This is a genomic window from Sphingomonas panni (assembly GCF_022664435.1).
Lineage (GTDB): Bacteria > Pseudomonadota > Alphaproteobacteria > Sphingomonadales > Sphingomonadaceae > Sphingomonas > Sphingomonas panni.
The window spans coordinates 47592-65830 of sequence record NZ_JAKREU010000001.1 but is presented as its reverse complement, the minus strand read 5'-3'; the positions used below and the strand labels follow the sequence as shown (position 1 = coordinate 65830).

Sequence of the window (18239 nt, the reverse complement as noted above, 5' to 3'; positions counted from 1 at the left end):
CAACCCTACGGATTCAGTCGCACCATCGCCACGCCGTGCGGTGCGACCTCCGCGCTGTAGCTGCGCGACAACCGCCCCAAATCTTTGTGCGCCCACAGGTCCCGCGCCTTCAGCCGGGTCGCAGCGGGCAGGCCCAGCGTCGTCCAGTCGGTGGTAATCCGCGCGGGTGCCTCACCCCGGTTCCATAACAGCAGCGTGCGCCCGCCATCGGCCATCTGCTTGACCCACACCTCGCTGGTGCCGTCGCGCGCGACGCGGTGCCCCTGTTGGCCCAGCTTGTCCTGATCGACTGCGATCACCTCATGGTTCAGCAATATGTCGCGCGTCGCCTGGCTCATGGTGGCCACGTCATTGCCCGCGATCAGCGGGGCGGCCATCATTGCCCAGAGCGAGAAGTGCGCACGATATTCAACGTCGGTCAGGCCGCCATTGCCGACCTCCAGCATGTCGGGATCGTTCCAGTGACCCGGCCCGGCATAGGGCCAGAGCGGTTCGTTCATGTCGACGATCGACGCCACGCCCCAGCTGTAATTATGCTTGCCGGTCCATTTGTCGGTGATGTCGCCGGTGGTGCGCCACATGTTGCCGATCTTCTGGCCCCACAGCCATGGCCGGTTGTTGCCCCATTCGCACATCGAGAACAGGATCGGCCGCCCGCTGGCCTTCAGCGCGTCGGCCATGGTGGCATAGGCTTCCTCGGCATTGCGTGACCCGGTCGAGCACCAGTCGTACTTCAGGTAATCGACACCCCAGCGGGCATACTGGATCGCGTCCTGATATTCGTGGCCCTGGCTGCCGGGACGACCGCCGCACGTCTTGGTGCCCGCGTCCGAATAAATGCCGAACTTCAGCCCCTTGCTATGGATATAGTCGCCCAGCGCCTTCAGTCCGCTCGGGAAACGCTGCCGATCCTCGGTGATGAAGCCGTTGGCGTCGCGCGTCCCGTGCCAGCAATCGTCGATCACCACATATTCATAGCCGGCGGCCTTCATGCCGTTCGACGCGATGGCGTCGGCCATCGCCCGAATGACCTTCTCGTTCACGTTGCAGGCGAATTTATTCCAGCTGTTCCACCCCATCGGCGGCGTCTGCGCCAGGCCGTTGGGCATGCGTTTCGGGTCCTTGGACGGGGCGAGCGTATTCGGATCGGCGTCCAGCACTTCCTGCGCCGCGACCGGCTGGATCGCGCATAGTCCTGCGCAAAGCGTTGCGACGATGGACGAAAAACGTGCCGGCATAAGTCTCTCCCTGACCGTGACGGATCCGTCCGGCTTTAAGTAATCAAATTATCTTATTAATATGACGACGTTGTCAACCACGGGGCGCCGCTACCGGGATTCGGCATGGGGTCATAGCCTGACGCCATGACTGTCGCGCGACTGTCACGGCGGCGTTACGCCCGCGTCATTCCCCCTTCGTAACCCGATCGCGATCGAACGGCAGGGGGCGCACATGGACCGGCGGAGTTTCACGAAGCGGACGGGGTGGCTGATCGCGGCGGCGACCAGCGGACTGCTGGTAGGGTGTGACGATGGCGGCAGCGGGATCATCGTCAATCCGACACCTACCCCCACGCCGACCCCGACTCCGACCAGCGCGGCGCTGCCGACCGACATGTTCGTCGCCGAACCGCTGGTGCTGACCGAACCGTTCCTCCAGCTGCCGACAGCCGATTCGGTGCGGGTCGTGTGGTTCACCGAGTTCCGGGGCAAGGATCATGCGGTCCGCTATGGCGCGGGCTTCGGGCAGCAGGTGGTGGCGACCTCGACCAAATTGTCGCGCATGTATGAGGATGCCGCCTCGACCGTCGCCGGCCGCAGCTATGCCGGCCTGACGCAGCGCGATATATGGCGGCACGAAGCGGTCGTCACCGGCCTGTCGGCCTCGGCGGGGCGGCAGCGTTATGTCGCGATCAGCAGCGACGGCAACAAGACGATGCGCAGCAGCGAGGGAACGTTGCAACCGCTGCCCGCCGCGGGGCAGGCGACGCGGTTCCTGCTCACGTCCGATTTGCAGCTGAAGAGAATGGCCTCGGCCAATTACGAGCGCGTGGCCGAGACGCTGGCGCCGATCGACGTCGTGCTGTTCGCCGGCGATCTGGTCAACGTGCCGAACCGGGCGTCGGAATGGTTCGACAATGGCACACTGAACCTGCCGCCCTTCTTCGGTGCGTTGCAGGGGACGATGCGCAAATGGCAGCCGGCATCGACCTATACCGGCGGCCCGCTGCTCCAGAGCGGGGTCATCTATCCGATCCTCGGCAATCACGAATATTCCGGGCGGTGGAACCCGGCGAACAGCCTGAACACCATGTTCAACGATCCGCAGCCGCGCTGGTATGCCGAACTGCGCTACGACAAGGTCGCGGCGACGGTGAACCCGTCGGGCGATGCCGCGATCCGCGAACGCTGGATCCGGGACAACAGCTATGAGACGATCTCGTACGAGGAAATCTTCACCCTGCCGCAGGGGCCGGAGGGCGGGCGCTATTATGCGCAGCGGATCGGCGATACCTTCCTGATCGCGATGGACGGCAACCGCATCTGGCGCAGCTGGACCGCCAATACGCGCGGCAAGCTGACCGAGGCGACGGCATCGATCAACGATCCCGCCGCCTGGGGCTTCGGCGATTTCCAGTTCCATCCCTTTGCGCGTGGATCGCGCCAATATCAGTGGTTGCAGGAAGTTCTGGCCAGCGACGCGTTCCGCTCGGCCAAGTACAAGATCGTGCTGGTCCACCAGTCGGTGTTCGGGCTGGGCGACAATGCGACGCCGGTGATGGCGCAGACCGAGGCGACGTTCGAATATACGGACGCGACCGGCGCGATCCGCACCATGGGGCCGTTCGCCTTTCCGATCGACCGGGCGACGTGGAACGGGCAGATTCAGCCGGTGCTGGACGCGGGGCGGATGCGCTACGTCAAATACGACTATCCGCTGTCGAAGGATCTGTGGCGGGGCGACATCGAACCGCTGCTGACGGCGGCGGGGGTGCAGCTGGTGCAGGTCGGCCATTCGCATCTGTGGTGCCGCAGCAAGGTCGGCAACCTACACTATATCGAGACGTCGAACGTCGGGAACAGCTATGGCGCCTATGTTAGCAACCTGTCGCCGCGCCGATCGGGGCCGCCGACCGAGGCGCAGGTCGCCGCGCTGACCTCGCTGCGCTGGAACCCCGACGATTACCCACGCGAGGACGACCCGCACGACCGGCCGATGGCGCTGCCGACCCTGCGCAACCCGCAGGTCGAGCTGGCGGGCGCGGCGCAGAACGTGCCGTTCCTGACCAGCAACGACATCACCGCCTATACCGTGTTCGATACCGGCACCGGGCTGGTCACGTCCTATGCGTTCGACACCCGCTATCCGGCGCGCGATCCGATCAAGTTCGACGAGTTCAAGCTGGGATAGGGCCGTCCGCCCGCGCTTCCCGTCACGCCGGCGGGTCGATGCCGAACAGCCGGTCGACCAGCCGCTGCACCAGCGGCACGACCAGCAGCGAGGCGGGAAGCGCGGTCAGGAACCCGATCGGCGCGCCCTGACGGAAGGCGTCCCAGAAGCCCGCCGGCCCGACCCGCACCAGCGCGCTGACCGCGCCGATCAGCGAGGAAAAGATCAGCGCGTTGATGACCGAGGAGGTCAGGCGATAGCGAAAGCGCGACCGGACCTTCACCGTTTCTTGCGCGCGTGCCGGGGGGGAAGCGTTTTGCATCGCGCGACAAAGCGGCCGGACCTGAATCTGGTTCCGGCGATTGCCCGCTCGGTACGGCTATGCCAAAAGCAATAAAATTACACGCGGATGAGTCGGCGACAGACCAGCCACCGCGACCGACAGGAGAGACTATGCGGGTCATCGATCATGTGATCGCGGGCGGTTTGAATGCCACGGACGGCGCGACGGGTGCCGTCTTCGATCCCAATCGCGGCGAGGTACAGGCGCATGTCCGCCTCGGCACCGCCGCCGATCTCGACCGCGCGGTGGCGGCGGCGCAGGCGGCACAGCCGGCATGGGCCGCGACCAATCCGCAGAAGCGCGCCCGCGTGCTGTTCGCGTTCAAGCAGCTGGTCGAAGCGAATATGCAGGAACTGGCCGAGCTGCTGTCGAGCGAGCATGGCAAGGTGATCGCCGATGCCAAGGGCGACATCCAGCGCGGCCTCGACGTCATCGAATTCGCCTGTGGCGTGCCGCATCTGCTGAAGGGGGATTATACCCAGGGCGCAGGGCCGGGGATCGACGTCTATTCGATGCGGCAACCCATCGGCATCGGCGCAGGCATCACCCCGTTCAATTTCCCGGCGATGATCCCGATGTGGATGTTCGGCGTCGCCATCGCCTGCGGCAACGCGTTCATCCTGAAACCCAGCGAACGCGATCCGTCGGTGCCGGTGCGCCTGGCCGAACTGATGCTGGAGGCCGGCGCGCCCGAAGGCATTTTGCAGGTCGTCCATGGCGACAAGACGGTGGTCGACGCGGTCCTCGACCATCCGGCGATCGGCGCGGTCAGCTTCGTCGGGTCGAGCGATATCGCGCACTATGTCTATCGCCGCGGCGTCGCGGCGGGCAAGCGCGTGCAGGCGATGGGCGGGGCCAAGAACCATGGCATCGTCATGCCCGACGCCGATCTCGATCAGGTCGTCGCCGATCTGGCGGGCGCCGCGTTCGGGTCGGCGGGCGAGCGCTGCATGGCGTTGCCGGTCGTGGTGCCGGTCAGCGAGAAGACCGCCGTGGCCCTGCGTGAAAAGCTGATCCCCGCCATCGGCGCGCTGCGCATCGGCGTGTCGACCGACGCCGACGCGCATTACGGCCCGGTGGTGAATGCGCAGCACAAGGCGCGGGTCGAGGGCTGGATCGCCAAGGGCGTCGAGGAAGGCGCCGAACTCGTCGTCGACGGGCGCGGGTTCAGCCTGCAGGGGCATGAGCGCGGCTTCTTCATCGGCCCGACGCTGTTCGACCATGTGACGCCGCAGATGGAATCCTATCGCGAGGAAATCTTCGGCCCGGTGCTGCAGATCGTGCGCGCGAATGATTTCGAGAGCGCGGTGCGCCTGCCGAGCGAACATCAATATGGCAACGGCGTCGCAATCTTCACCCGCAACGGCCATGCCGCGCGGGAGTTTGCGGCTCGCGTCAATGTCGGCATGGTCGGGATCAACGTGCCGATCCCGGTGCCGGTCGCCTATCACAGCTTCGGCGGGTGGAAGCGCAGCGCCTTCGGTGACGTGAACCAGCATGGCGAAGAGGGCGTGCGCTTCTGGACCAAGGTCAAGACGATCACCCAGCGCTGGCCGGACGGATCGGCGATGGGTAGCCAGGCCGAGGACGGTGCAGCGGCGCGGACGCAGGATGCGTTCGTCATTCCGACGATGGGGTGAGCGGACCCGGTGGCGTTCGTCCCGCCATGCGTTAATCCCGTCACCCCGGACTTGATCCGGGGTCCCGCCTTCTTGTCGTCCGTTGCGGAAGAAGCGGGACCCTGGGTCAAGCCCGGGGTGACGACTTGGCCGGACCTGATCCTCAAACCCGCGATAGCCGTCGTCTGCCGGGAGGAATTACCACGATGATACGACGCCTGATGGTAGCGATGCTGACATTGCTGGTCGCATCGGCCCCCGCCGCCGCCCAGAAACGTATAGCGCTGACCTTCGACGATGCGCCGCGGGCGCGCGGGCCGTTCCTGACGCCCGACGAACGCACCGAGCGGATCATTGCCGGCCTGCGCAAGGCGAAGGTCCGCCAGGCTGCCTTCTTCGTCGTGCCGGGCAATCTGTCCGCGCCGGATGGGGCGGGGGGCGGGCGGCGGATCGCGGCCTATGTCAAGGCGGGCCATGTCATCGCCAACCACAGCTTCAGCCATCCCGCGCTGAAGTCGATGACGGCTGAGGCCTATCTGGCCGATATCGACCGGGCGAGCGCGTGGCTCATGGGCCGCAAGGGGCTGCGCCCGTGGTTCCGCTTCCCCTTCCTCGACGAGGGCGGCACCGACAAGGCGAAGCGGGATGCCGTCCGGGCCGGCCTCGCCGCGCGAAAACTGTCGAACGGCTATGTCACGGTCGACGGGTCGGACTGGAGTATCGAAAACCTGACGGCCGAAGCGCGCAAGACCGGCGAGCCGATCGACATGGACGCCCTGCGCGATTTGTATGTCGAAACCCATGTCGAATCCGCCGAGTTCAGCGACCGGCTGGCGAAGCAGGCGCTGGGGCGGCAGCCGGTGCAGGTGATGCTGCTCCACGAAACCGACCTTGCCGCCTATTGGATCGCCGATCTGGTCGCGGCGCTGCGAAGCAGGGGATGGGAGATCGTTACCGCTGACGCAGCGTATCGCGATCCGATCGCGCAGGCGCAGCCCGATACGGCATCGGCGCAGGGCAACCGGCTGGAGGCGATCGCGTGGGAAAAGGGCGTGCCGGCGCCGCGCTGGTACGAGCGCAACACGCTGTCGATCGCGATCCCGCTCTACCGGCAGCGCGTGCTGCACAAGACACCGTGATGAACGAGATGATGTTCGGCCGCGCGCGAGCAACCGCGGCGATGCCGGCCGAAGCGATAGTGGAGAGTGAAGCGTGACCCAGTTCGATTTGACCGACGACCAGCGCGAGATTCAGGAGCTTGCCCGCCGGTTCACGGCGGATGCGATCACCCCCCATGCCGCCGAATGGGACGAGAAGCACATCTTCCCGCGCGACACAATCAAGGCGGCGGCGGAGCTGGGCTTTGCCGCGATCTATGTGTCCGAGGAGTCGGGCGGCATCGGGCTTGGCCGGATGGAATCGGCGCTGATCATGGAGGCGATGGCCTATGGCTGTCCGTCGACCAGCGCGTTCATCTCGATCCACAATATGGCGGCGTGGATGCTCGACGCATTCGGGTCGGCCGAGCTGAAAGGCCGGTTCCTTCCCGATCTCGTCACGATGGACAAGCTTGCCAGCTATTGCCTGACCGAGCCGTCGTCCGGGTCGGACGCGGCGGCGCTGAAGACGAAGGCGGTGCGCGATGGCGACCACTATATCGTTACCGGGACCAAGCAGTTCATCTCCGGCGCGGGTGACAACGACGTCTATCTGGTCATGTGCCGCACCGGGGGCGAAGGACCGAAGGGTATCTCCTGCTTGGCTGTCGAGAAGGACATGCCCGGCGTGTCGTTCGGCGCGAACGAACGCAAGCTCGGCTGGCATTCGCAGCCGACGCGCGCGGTGATCCTCGACCAGGTACGCGTGCCCGCCGCCAATCTGGTCGGCGCGGAAGGGCAGGGCTTTTCGATCGCGATGCAGGGGCTTGACGGCGGGCGGCTGAACATCGGTGCCTGTTCGCTGGGCGGGGCGCAGCGCTGCCTCGACGAGGCGATCGCCTATACCAAGGCGCGGCAGCAGTTCGGGAAGCCCATCGCCGACTTCCAGAATACCCAGTTCACCCTCGCCGACATGGCGACCGAGCTGGAGGCGGCGCGGGCGCTGCTCTACACCGCCGCGGCCAAGGTGACGGCGAACGCGCCCGACAAGACGCGCTTCGCCGCGATGGCGAAACGCTTCGCCACCGACACGGGATCGAAGGTGGTCGATCAGGCGCTGCAGCTGCATGGCGGCTATGGCTATCTGATGGACTATCCGATCGAACGCTTCTGGCGCGACCTGCGGGTGCATTCGATCCTGGAAGGCACGAACCAGGTGATGCGGATGATCGTGGGACGGGAGCTGGTGAAGTGAACGATGTGCTGACGATGGTCGACGGCCATCTCGGCCGCATCCGGTTGAACCGTCCCAAAGCCCTCCATGCCCTCAATCACGAGATGTGCGACGCGATGCTGGCGGCGCTGGAGCAGTGGCGCGAGAACGCCGACGTCCACGCGATCCTGATCGACCATGCCGAGGGCCGCGGCTTCTGCGCCGGCGGCGATATCCGCATGATTGCGGAGAGCAGCGCGGCGGACGGCGCCGCTGCGCGCGCGTTCTTCGCGACCGAATATCGGCTGAACCACCGGCTGTTCACCTATGCCAAGCCGACCATCGCCGTCATGGACGGGGTGACGATGGGTGGCGGAGTCGGCATTTCGCAGCCTTGCCGGTTTCGTGTCGCGACCGAGAACAGCCGCTTCGCCATGCCGGAGACCGCGATCGGACTGTTCCCCGATGTCGGCGGCGGCTGGTATCTGTCGCGCCTGCCCGGTCGGATCGGCCAGTATCTGGCGCTGACCGGGGCAAGGCTGGACGGCAGCGAGATGCTGGCGCTCGGCCTTGCGACGCACCTGCTCCCCGCCGACACGCTGGAGACGGTGAAGCAGGCCATCGCCGCCGATCCGCAGGCGGCGGAGGCGATCCTTTCCGACCACGCGACCCCGCCCGGCGATGCGCCGATCCTGACGCAGCGCGAAGCGATCGACCGGCTGTTCGCGAGCGACGATTTCGAGGAAATCCTGACCGCGCTGGAGGCGGACGGGTCGGACTGGGCGAATGAGCAGCTGACGACGCTGCGGCAACGTTCGCCTCTGTCGTGCAAGGTGTCGCTCAAGCTGCTGCTCGACGGCGCGACCATGCCGACCTTCGAGGACGAGATGCGGCAGGAATATGCCGTCGTCACCCGCATCGTGCAGCGCCCGGATATTGTCGAGGGCGTGCGGGCGGTGATCGTCGACAAGGATCACGCGCCCAAATGGGACCCGGCCACACCGGATGCGGTCAGCGACCATATGATCGACCGCATCTTCGCCCCACTTCCACCCGCCGACGAATGGCAACCGCAATGAGTTCGAGGAACCACCATGTCCGCTTATGAAACCATCCTCGTCGAGCGACGCGATGCGGTGACGCTGGTCACGCTCAACCGGCCGCAGGCGCTGAACGCGCTCAACGGGCAAATCCTGTCCGAACTGCTCGACGCGATGCGCGCGTTCGATGCCGACCCGACACAGGGCTGCGCGGTCATCACCGGATCGGCCAAGGCGTTCGCCGCCGGCGCCGATATCAAGGAGATGCAGGAAATGAACTTCGCGGCCATGTATGGCGGCGACCATTTCAGCGGCTGGGACGCCTTCACCCGCACCCGCAAGCCGATCATCGCCGCCGTGGCGGGCTTCGCGCTGGGCGGCGGGTGCGAGCTGGCGATGATGTGCGACTTCATCCTCGTGGCGGACACCGCGAAGTTCGGCCAGCCCGAGATCAAGCTGGGCGTGACGCCGGGCATGGGCGGGTCGCAGCGCCTTGCGCGTGCCGTCGGCAAGGCGAAGGCGATGGAAATGTGCCTGACCGGCAGGATGATCGGCGCAGAGGAAGCGGAACGCTGCGGCCTCGTCGCACGGATCGTGCCCGCCGACGATCTGGTCGAGGAAGCGGTAAAGACCGCCGCCACCATCGCCGCCATGGCCCCGCTGGCGGTCAAGGCGAACAAGGAAATGGTCAACGCCGCCTTCGACACGACACTTGCCCAAGGCGTGCAGTTCGAACGCCGCCTGTTCCACGGCCTGTTCGGCACGGCGGACCAGAAGGAAGGCATGACCGCCTTCGTCGAAAAGCGCCCCGGCAACTGGACCGGGCGATAGGAGAGACGATCATGGCACGCATCGGCTTTATCGGCCTCGGCAATATGGGCGGGGGCATGGCGGCCAATCTGGCGAAGGCGGGGCATGACGTCCGCGCGTTCGACCTGTCGGCCGAGGCGCTGGCGCGGGCGAAGGCAGCCGGCTGCCTGCCCGTCGCCGATGCGGTGGAGGCCGCCACCGGCGCGCAGGCGGTGGTGACGATGCTCCCCGCCGGTGCGCATGTCGCGCAGGTCTATGGCGATGCGCTGTTCGGAGCGGTCGACACCGGCGCGGTGCTGATCGATTGTTCGACGATCGACGTCGATACCGCCCGCCAGGTCGCGGAGGCGGCGCGTGCGAAAGGGCTGCACGCGGTCGATGCGCCGGTATCGGGCGGGATCGCGGCGGCCAATGCCGGCGCGCTCACCTTCATGGTCGGTGGCAACGACGCAGCCTTTGCGAAGGCAGAGCCGTTCCTGTCCGACATGGGCAAGGCGGTGATCCATGCGGGGACGAGCGGCGCGGGACAGGCCGCCAAGATGTGCAACAACATGCTGCTCGGCGCGTCGATGATCGCGACGTGCGAGGCATTTGCGCTGGCCGAGAAGCTGGGGCTGGACCCGCAGACCTTCTACGACATCTCGTCGGTCAGTTCGGGGCAGTGCTGGTCGATGACCAGCTATTGCCCGGTCGCAGGGGTCGGTCCGGAAACGCCGGCGGACCGCGGGTTCCAAGGCGGGTTCGCCGCCGCGCTGATGCTGAAGGACCTGCGGCTCGCCATGCAGGCGGCGGCGGGGGCAGGGGCCGACACGCCGATGGGCGCGCGCGCCGCCGAACTCTATGCCCGCTTCGTCGAGGACGGCAACGCGGCGACCGATTTCTCCGGCATCATCCAGACGCTGCGACGCGGCGCGGCTTGACGGGCGCGCGGCGATCCGCTTGGAACGCCGCTTGCCTCGCGGACGTGGCGAAATCGGTAGACGCAGCGGACTTAAAATCCGCTTCCCATCGGGAGTGCGGGTTCAAGTCCCGCCGTCCGTACCAGCAAGGAGGTGGCATCGTGCGCATCCTGTTCCTCGCTCCCCTGCTGCTGGCGGTCGGGGCCTGTGACGGCCGGGGCGACCAGCGGCCGGTCACGGTCGATGCGATCGAGGACGGAGCGAAGGGCGATGTCGAGCGCGTGCTGCTGCGCAGCGCGCTGGCGCAGGGGCTGGTGCGGTTCGATGCCGCCGGACAGGTCGAGCCGGGCCTCGCCGAGCGCTGGAACATGGTCGATGACGGGCGCAGCTATATCTTTCGGCTGGGCGATGCGACGTGGAGCGACGGGCGACCGGTCACCGCCGAACAGGTCGTGGTGGCGCTGCGCCGCGCGGTGCGGGTGGAGGCGGGGCATCGGCTGACGCCGTTCCTGTGGTCGATCGACGAGATCGTGGCGATGACGCCGCAGGTGATCGAGGTGCGGCTGAAGCGCCCCAATACCGAATTGCTGACATTGCTGGCCCAGCCGGAACTGGCGGTGATCCGGGGTGCGCAGGGCACGGGGCCGCTGCGCCGGTTGCGGGGAAACGGCATCCGCCTGCGCGCGCCGGCCGATCCCGAAGGACCGCCGCCGGTCGCCGCCGACGAGGTCCGGTTGCGCGGCGGCCGCGCGGCGCTGGCGGTGGCGCGCTATGCCGAGAAGCGCAGCGACCTGGTGCTGGGTGGGGACTTTGCCGACTGGCCGCTGGTCGCCGCCGCCAGCCCGCGTCCGGCGGACGTGCGGGTCGATCCGGCGCGCGGGTTGTTCGGCTTTGCCTTTGTCGGGCGGGACGGGTTCCTGTCGAGCGCGCTCGGCCGGGCGGCGGTGGCGATGGCGGTGCAGGGGGCGAACCTGCCCGGTGCGATCGATCCGGCATGGGGGCCGGCGGACACGCTGTTGCCCGAGAAGCTCGATTCGGCGGCGGACCCGGCGCTGCCCGCGTGGCGCAACCTGACCGACGACCAGCGCTGGGCGACCGCGCGGGCACAGGTCACCGCCTATGGCCAGCCGGTGCGGCTGCGCGTCGCGCTGCCGACCGGGCCGGGGGCGACGTTGCTGTGGGGGCGGATCGCGGTCGCGCTGTCGCGCATCGGCATCACGGGCGAACGGGTGGCGATGACCGCGCCGGCCGAGCTGCGGCTGATCGACCGGGTGGCCCCCTATGACAGTGCGCGCTGGTATCTGGCGACCGCGTGCCGGAACTGTTCGATGGAGGCGATGACGCTGATCGCTGCCGCACGCGATGCCGACAATCTGCCCGAGCGGGCGCAAAGGCTGGCGGCGGCGGATGCGGCGATGGCGGCGGACGTGGCGTTCGTGCCGGTCGCGCGGCCGTGGCGCTGGTCGCTGGTCGCGCCCCGGCTGCGCGCGTTCCAGACCAATGGCCGCGCGGTACATCCGTTGAACCACCTGCGCGCCGACACCAGATAGGGGGCATGGCAAAGACCACCCGCATCTCGCCCGAACTGTTCGATCAGATCGCCGGGCATCTCGACAAGGACCCGCAAGCCGTGCGCCGTCGCGTGGTGGCGATCGAGCGGCTGATGGAGCGGTCGATGACCATTCCGGGCACGAACCATCCGGTCGGACTGGACTTCCTGCTGAACTTCATTCCCGTGGTCGGCAGCTTCATCGGCGCGGCGATGGGCAGCTATATGCTGTGGGAGGCCCGCAACCTGGGCATGTCGAAGTGGCAGATGGCGCGGATGGCGGGCAATGTCGGCACCGACTGGGCGCTGGGGCTGATCCCGATCGTCGGCGCGGTGCCGGACTTCTTCTTTCGTTCCAACACCCGCAACCTGCGGATCATCCGCAAGCATCTCGACCGTAACCATCCTGCGACGGTGACGGTCGAGGGGTAATCAGCCCGCCTGCCGCCCGCCGCGCCAGATCTTGACGCGGGTGTTGGGCGTCACGCCACCCTGATGCGCCGGGCAGGCGGTGTAGCGGCGGCGCTTGTCGAGGCAGAGCCACACTTCGTCCAGCCAGCCGCGCTTGTTGGTGGTGATCCGCATCGACTGCGCGGTCATGCCCGGATTGAGGCGGGCGATGGCGCTGGCGATCTGTCCGGCGGTAAGGGCCGGGCGGCGCGACAGGGCCATAATGTCGGGGAATCGCAGCCGCTGGAACAGTGCGCGCGACTCGTCGAAATAGGCGGCCGGGGTCACGCCCATGCAGGTGCCGTGCTTGGCATATTCATGCTGGAGCAGCTGGGCCGAGGGGGTGACGCACAGGTTCTTCGCGATCACCGCTTCGGGGAGGATCGGGGTGGTGGTGCAATATTGCGGCCAGTCCTTGCCCTCGCCATCGGGCCACAGCCCGTGCAGCGTGAAGCCGAAGCGGTTGGCGCCGCCGCACTGGAAGGCATTACGCGCATCGTCGCGGCGCGTGCGGCAATATTCCGGGCTCCAGGTGATGGCGAGCGTATAGCTGCCGATCGGCAGCACGCGGCGCGGCTGTTGCGGTGTCGGCAGGTCGGGGCGCGGGCGTTCGATCCGGCTCGGCACCGAACATTGCAGCGTCTGCGCCTGTACCGCGACCGGCGCGAGCAGCGCGGCGAGGGTTAGGGCGAGGCGGTTCATATATCCTCCTCCGTAATGGCCGGGGCGAACCACGCGGCGGTATCGGGCCGGAACAGGAAGACGACCGCCGCCGTCTGCAGCGCGACCGCAACGATGCGGACGATGCCGCCGGCGTCGAAGATCACCGCGCCGGTCGAGAAGCCGACTGCAAGGCTGCCGATCGCGAAGACGGTGAAGACGACCAGGATCCATTTGGCGACGTTGCTGCCGCGCCGGGCGATGAAGAACCACAGCAACAGCGCGATGACGATGCCGACCGCGATCATCCCGCCGGCCGCGACCGTCGCCGTCGACCCCAGCGCCGCGGTGTCCGGGTTCTCCGCCAGCCGTGCCATGGTCAGCGGCCATTCGAGGATGTTGCCGACCAGCCCGACGGCGATCGAGGCGAGATAGAGCCGGTCGAACCGGACGATCGAAGACGGACGCATGAAGGCTCCCCTGAAAACGGGCAAGGGTTATGCGGCGTCGAGGGTGAAATCCAGCCCGATATCGGCCGCCGGGGCCGATTGGGTCAGGCGGCCGACGCTGACATAGGTCACGCCGGTTTCGGCAATGGCGCGGATCGTGTCGAGCCGGACGCCGCCCGATGCCTCGGTCGGTACGCGCCCGGCGATCAGCACGACCGCTTCGCGCAGCATCGGCGGGGCCATGTTGTCGAGCAGCAGGTGGGTTGCCCCGGCGGCGAGCGCCGGTTCGATCTGGTCGAGCGAATCGACCTCGACGATGATCCGCTCGATCCCCGCCGTCTTGGCACGGGCGGTGGCCTCACCGACCGACCCTGCGACCGCGACGTGATTGTCCTTGATCATCGCCGCATCCCACAGCCCCATGCGGTGGTTGGTCGCGCCGCCTATGCGGGTCGCGTACTTTTCGAGGAGGCGCAGGCCGGGAATGGTCTTGCGGGTGTCGAGCAGCGTCGCACCGGTGCCTTCGATCTCGGCGACATAGGTTGCGGTCAGGGTGGCGATGCCCGACAGATGTTGGACGGTGTTCAGCGCCGAGCGTTCGGCGGTCAGCAGTGCACGGGCATTGCCACGCAGCCGCATCAGCGCGGTGCCGGCGGGCACCCGGTCGCCATCGGCCACCAGCAGCTCGATCTGGGCCGCGGGGTCGAGATGGCGGAAGAAGGCGGCGGCGATGTCGAGGCCCGCCACGGTGATCGCGTCGCGGCTGTCCATGATGCCGGTGAACATCGCATCGGCCGGGATGACGGCGGCCGCGGTGATGTCGCCCGCGTCGCCCATATCCTCGGCAAGGGTCGCGGCGACGAAGGCGGGGAGGTCGAAACCGGGGATCATGGGGCAGGGTCCGGGATGGGAGGGGCGTTCGCTATAGGGGCGGGCGGGGGTGGGTGTCAGGCGGTTTGCGGCCCCAAAGTTCACTAAGTTCACACTAGTGGCGTTGTTGCGCGGTGGGCGTGGCGGCTCGCTTTGCTGCGGTTGGCGGGGTGGGTGACAAGGGCGACCCGCCGACGATGACAGGAGGCTACCGTGTAGGAAAGAGGGGTGCGGCACCATCCTATTTCGTCACCCCGGACTTGGTCCGGGGTCCCGCTTCTTGTCCGGCGTTCGAAGAAGAAGCGGGACCCCGGGTCAAGCCCGGGGTGACGTAGAGTATCGTCGGAGCTTACTTGCCCCGCTGCCCCTCGACAATGGCGATGGCGCGTTCCACCGCGACCTCGATCGACAGGGTGCTGGTGTCGAGCGGGGCGGCATCGGGTGCCATGACCAGCGGCGCGGTCGAGCGGCTCGAATCGCGTTCGTCGCGGGCGCGGATATCGGCCAGCACCCGGTCGTAGGTGACGGTCGAGCCGGCCTTGGCCAGTTCGGTATGGCGGCGGCGGGCGCGGATCGCCGGGGTCGCCTTCACGAACAGCTTGGCATCGGCGTCGGGCGCGATGACCGTGCCGATATCGCGCCCGTCCAGCACCGCGCCGCCGGGTTGCTGCGCGAACTTGCGCTGCCGCCGCAGCAATGCCGAGCGGACCAGCGGATGCGCCGAGACGATCGAGGCGGCCTGCCCGGCTTCATCGGTGCGCAGCCACGGGTCGTCCAGCAGCGTGTCAGAAAAGTCGCAGGCCGCGACGCAGTCCGCCTCCCGCGTCGGGTCCATGCCGTCGCGCAGCACGCGGGTCGCCACCGCACGGTACAGCAGCCCGGTGTCGAGGTGTGGCAGGCCGTAATGCTTCGCCAGCGCGCGCGCGATGGTGCCCTTGCCCGATGCAGCCGGGCCGTCGACCGCGATGATCACAGCGACGCGCCAAGGCCACGCAGCAGCGTGGTGAAGGTCGGGAAGCTGGTCGCCACGGGTGCCATGTCGTCGATGGTGACGGGCGCGCGCGACACGAGGCCGGCGACGACGAAGCTCATCGCGATGCGGTGGTCGAGCTTCGCCTCGACCGTCCCGCCGCCGGGCAGCAGCTCGCCGCCGGTGCCGTCGATGATGAGGCCGTCCTCGGTTTCCTCGACGGTCGCGCCGATCGCGCGCAGTCCTTCGGCCATCGTCGTGATGCGGTCGCTTTCCTTGACGCGCAGTTCCTCCAGCCCCCGCGTGACGGTGCGCCCCTTGGCCAGCGCGGCGGCGACGAACAGGATCGGGAATTCGTCGATCATCGACGGGGCGACCGCCGGGTCGACCTCGATGCCGGTCAGCGCGGAGGCGCGGACGACGAGATCGGCGACCGGCTCGCCGCCGACGTCGCGGGGGTTTTCGAAGGCGATGTCGCCGCCCATCGCGCGCAGCACGTCGAACAGCGCGGCGCGGGTCGGGTTGAGGCCGACATTGGTGATCGTCACATGGCTGCCCGGTACGAGCAGCGCCGCGACCACCGGAAAGGCGGCGGAGGACGGATCGCCCGGCACGGTGATCGTCTGCGGCTGCAACTCCGCCTCGCCATGCAGTTCGATGACGCGGCCCGCCGGGGTTACCTCGACGGTCAGCTTCGCGCCGAAACCTTTCAGCATCCGCTCGCTATGGTCGCGGGTGGGCACGGGTTCGACGACGCGGGTGATGCCCGGCGTGTTGAGGCCGGCGAGCAGGATCGCCGACTTCACCTGTGCCGAGGCGACCGGTAGCGTATAGTCGATCGGCACGGCGGGCACGATGCCGCGCAGCATCAGCGGCAGGCGGCCGCCGGGGCTTGCGGTGATCTCCGCACCCATCTGCGACAGGGGTTCGATCACGCGGCCCATCGGCCGCTTGCTGAGCGATGCGTCGCCGGTGAAGGTCGCGGCGATCGCATGGCTCGACACCAGCCCCATCAGCAGCCGGGTCGAGGTGCCCGAATTGCCCATGTCGAGCGCCTGTTCCGGTTGCAGCAGCCCGCCGACCCCGACGCCGTCGATCGTCCACACGCCATCGTCGCCGCGTTCGATCTTCGCCCCCATCGCCCGCATCGCGGCGGCGGTGGCCAGCACGTCCTCACCCTCCAGCAATCCGGTCACGCGGCTGGTGCCGACGGCCAAGGCGGAGAGCATCAGCGAGCGGTGGCTGATCGACTTGTCGCCAGGAACGGGGGCGGTGCCGGTCAGCGGGCCGCTGGCGGCGACGGAAAGCGGGGTGGGGGTGGCGTCGTGCATATGACCGGCGGCTTTGACAGCGCGTGCCCGCTATGGCAAGGCGCGGCCCCATCCGGGGTATGTGCCCCGTTCTTCCACAGCACCGAAAGGTTTGGGGCTACACATGGTGAAGCCGGAATGGGGTACGAAGCGTACCTGCCCGAAATGCGCGACGCGCTTCTACGACCTTGGCAATGACGATCCCGTCACCTGCATCAATTGCGGCGTGCACTGGAATCCCGAGCCGATCCTGAAGTCGAAGCAGCCCCTGCCGTTCGAGCAGGCCAAGGTCAGCGACAAGGCCGAGAAGGATACCGATCTCGACGCCGATCTGGATATCGAGGGCGACGACGAGCCGTCGGCGGACGACGATGTCGATCTGGGCGGCGACGACGACCTGGGCGTCGACACGTCCGACGAGGACAACGAAGCCGAGCGTTGATCTTTTTTGGGGCGGCAGGCGCAAAAGCCGCTTGCCAAACCATCGCCCTCCGCATAGAGGGCGCTCCTCCCCAACGGGGAAGCGAGGCCGCCGACCAGCGGCGGCTTCGAAAAAATGGACGGGGCCGTAGCTCAGCTGGGAGAGCGCTGCAATGGCATTGCAGAGGTCAGGGGTTCGATCCCCCTCGGCTCCACCATTTTCCTAAAGAACCCCGCAGCGATGCGGGGTTTTTTGTTGGCCGTCGTATAATCGTCCCCGCAATATTACAAAAAACACGCAAGGGCGGAGCGATTATACCAGTATATCGTGCGTGCCCGCGATAGCAGCTAGCTGAACGGCCCTATGACAGGGGGCCATGATCTGCGGTACCGTTCGCGCCTGCACGACTTTTCCGAACTGACCGATGCCGACCGGCTGGCGATCGATGCCCTGCTCGACCAGCGGCACCGGGTGATTTCCCCCCGCCGCGACGTGGTGGCGGAAGGCGACGTGCCACGATTCGCCCATGTCGTGCTGGAGGGGTGGGGCTGTCGCTATCGACAGCTGCCCGACGGGCGGCGGCAGATCCTGTCGCTGCTGCTGCCGGGTGACCTGTTCGATCCGCATCCCCAGGCGGTGGCCCGGACCGATCACGCGGTCGGCGCGATCACGGCGATGACGGTGGCCGAGGTCGCTCCCGATGCGCTGGCGGCGCTCAGCCGCGACAATCGCGCCATCGCCCGCGCGCTGTGGTGGAACAACCATGTCGCGATGGGCACGCAGCGCGAATGGATCGCCAGCCTCGGCCTGCGCAGCGCGCGCGAACGAATCGCGCTGCTGTTCTGCGAGGTCCATTACCGACTGCGGCTGAGCGGGCGCTGCCGGGGGCTGACCTGCGACTTTCCGCTGACCCAGGCCGATCTGGCGGAGGCGACCGGGCTAACCCCCGTCCATGTGAACCGCATGGTGCAGGAGCTGCGCCGCGAGGGGCTGATCGACTGGGAGGCGCGGACGCTGACCATCCACGACCTCGACCGGCTGGGGACGATCGCGTCGTTCACGCCGGCTTATCTGCATCTCGACCGCGCGGTGGCGATGGCATGACCCTGCGGGCAGGCGTCCCGTAATCGGACAGCTGCCCGCATTTGT

At 67.5% G+C, this 18239-nt stretch carries 18 protein-coding genes and 2 tRNA genes; 13 read left to right on the top strand and 7 right to left on the bottom strand.

All coding sequences use genetic code 11. The features are described 5' to 3' along the window. Nucleotides 1-5: 5 nt before the first annotated feature. On the bottom strand, nt 6-1238 hold the full coding sequence (locus MF609_RS00335) for a glycoside hydrolase family 27 protein (protein ID WP_242414348.1): 1233 nt from the start codon (nt 1236-1238) through the stop codon (nt 6-8). Between the two features lie 214 nt (nt 1239-1452). On the opposite strand from MF609_RS00335, the gene MF609_RS00330 reads away from it, so the two are divergent. Further along, complete coding sequence (locus MF609_RS00330; RefSeq protein WP_242414347.1) at nt 1453-3411, top strand: metallophosphoesterase; 1959 nt, start codon at nt 1453-1455, stop codon at nt 3409-3411. Between the two features lie 22 nt (nt 3412-3433). Here the strand turns inward: MF609_RS00330 and MF609_RS00325 are convergent, their stop codons facing one another. Next, nucleotides 3434-3712 (bottom strand): DUF2798 domain-containing protein, encoded by a 279-nt coding sequence (locus MF609_RS00325; RefSeq protein ID WP_242414346.1) that lies wholly within the window; start codon nt 3710-3712, stop codon nt 3434-3436. A 131-nt stretch (nt 3713-3843) separates the two neighbouring features. On the opposite strand from MF609_RS00325, the gene MF609_RS00320 reads away from it, so the two are divergent. From MF609_RS00320 to MF609_RS00280, 9 genes are all read left to right on the top strand, one after another. Then, complete coding sequence (locus MF609_RS00320) at nt 3844-5373, top strand: CoA-acylating methylmalonate-semialdehyde dehydrogenase (protein WP_242414345.1); 1530 nt, start codon at nt 3844-3846, stop codon at nt 5371-5373. Between the two features lie 185 nt (nt 5374-5558). After that, complete coding sequence (locus MF609_RS00315) at nt 5559-6491, top strand: polysaccharide deacetylase family protein (RefSeq protein ID WP_242414344.1); 933 nt, start codon at nt 5559-5561, stop codon at nt 6489-6491. 73 nt (nt 6492-6564) lie between these two features. Beyond that, nucleotides 6565-7704, top strand: a complete 1140-nt coding sequence (locus MF609_RS00310) for an acyl-CoA dehydrogenase family protein (protein ID WP_242414343.1) — start codon at nt 6565-6567, stop codon at nt 7702-7704. 14 nt (nt 7705-7718) lie between these two features. Next, nucleotides 7719-8741: an enoyl-CoA hydratase/isomerase family protein gene (locus MF609_RS00305; protein WP_277991021.1), complete on the top strand. Its 1023-nt coding sequence runs from the start codon at nt 7719-7721 to the stop codon at nt 8739-8741. A 15-nt stretch (nt 8742-8756) separates the two neighbouring features. After that, the gene (locus MF609_RS00300; RefSeq protein WP_242414341.1) at nt 8757-9533 is read left to right on the top strand and encodes an enoyl-CoA hydratase; all 777 of its coding nucleotides are present in this window, start codon (nt 8757-8759) and stop codon (nt 9531-9533) included. 11 nt (nt 9534-9544) lie between these two features. Then, the gene (gene mmsB, locus MF609_RS00295) at nt 9545-10432 is read left to right on the top strand and encodes a 3-hydroxyisobutyrate dehydrogenase (protein ID WP_242414340.1); all 888 of its coding nucleotides are present in this window, start codon (nt 9545-9547) and stop codon (nt 10430-10432) included. Nucleotides 10433-10470: 38 nt separating this feature from the next. Continuing rightward, nucleotides 10471-10556, top strand: a tRNA-Leu gene (locus MF609_RS00290). A gap of 16 nt (nt 10557-10572) precedes the next feature. Then, complete coding sequence (locus MF609_RS00285; protein ID WP_242414339.1) at nt 10573-11961, top strand: ABC transporter substrate-binding protein; 1389 nt, start codon at nt 10573-10575, stop codon at nt 11959-11961. Nucleotides 11962-11966: 5 nt separating this feature from the next. Beyond that, a complete protein-coding gene (locus MF609_RS00280) occupies nt 11967-12392 on the top strand; it encodes a DUF4112 domain-containing protein (protein ID WP_242414338.1) in 426 nt (141 codons plus the stop codon). Here MF609_RS00280 and MF609_RS00275 read toward each other — a convergent pair whose 3' ends face one another. The 5 genes from MF609_RS00275 to aroA form a co-directional block, all read right to left on the bottom strand. Next, nucleotides 12393-13112, bottom strand: a complete 720-nt coding sequence (locus MF609_RS00275; RefSeq protein WP_242414337.1) for a ribonuclease T2 family protein — start codon at nt 13110-13112, stop codon at nt 12393-12395. Then, nucleotides 13109-13540 (bottom strand): hypothetical protein, encoded by a 432-nt coding sequence (locus MF609_RS00270; RefSeq protein ID WP_242414336.1) that lies wholly within the window; start codon nt 13538-13540, stop codon nt 13109-13111. Before MF609_RS00270 ends, MF609_RS00275 begins: the two co-directional genes overlap by 4 nt. Nucleotides 13541-13567: 27 nt before the next feature. Beyond that, nucleotides 13568-14410, bottom strand: coding sequence for a carboxylating nicotinate-nucleotide diphosphorylase (gene nadC, locus MF609_RS00265; RefSeq protein ID WP_242414335.1), 843 nt, complete (start codon nt 14408-14410; stop codon nt 13568-13570). 328 nt (nt 14411-14738) lie between these two features. After that, the gene (gene cmk, locus MF609_RS00260; RefSeq protein ID WP_242414334.1) at nt 14739-15362 is read right to left on the bottom strand and encodes a (d)CMP kinase; all 624 of its coding nucleotides are present in this window, start codon (nt 15360-15362) and stop codon (nt 14739-14741) included. Next, entirely contained in the window at nt 15359-16690 is a 1332-nt protein-coding gene (aroA, locus tag MF609_RS00255; RefSeq protein ID WP_242414333.1) for a 3-phosphoshikimate 1-carboxyvinyltransferase, read from the bottom strand. Before aroA ends, cmk begins: the two co-directional genes overlap by 4 nt. A 103-nt stretch (nt 16691-16793) precedes the next feature. Between aroA and MF609_RS00250 the strand changes: the two genes are divergently transcribed. The 3 genes from MF609_RS00250 (at nt 16794) to MF609_RS00240 (ending at nt 18194) form a co-directional block, all read left to right on the top strand. After that, on the top strand, nt 16794-17111 hold the full coding sequence (locus MF609_RS00250) for a TIGR02300 family protein (protein WP_242414332.1): 318 nt from the start codon (nt 16794-16796) through the stop codon (nt 17109-17111). A 120-nt stretch (nt 17112-17231) separates the two neighbouring features. Beyond that, a tRNA-Ala gene (locus MF609_RS00245) sits at nt 17232-17307 on the top strand. Between the two features lie 146 nt (nt 17308-17453). Next, the gene (locus MF609_RS00240; RefSeq protein ID WP_242414331.1) at nt 17454-18194 is read left to right on the top strand and encodes a Crp/Fnr family transcriptional regulator; all 741 of its coding nucleotides are present in this window, start codon (nt 17454-17456) and stop codon (nt 18192-18194) included. The last annotated feature ends 45 nt before the right edge of the window (nt 18195-18239 follow it).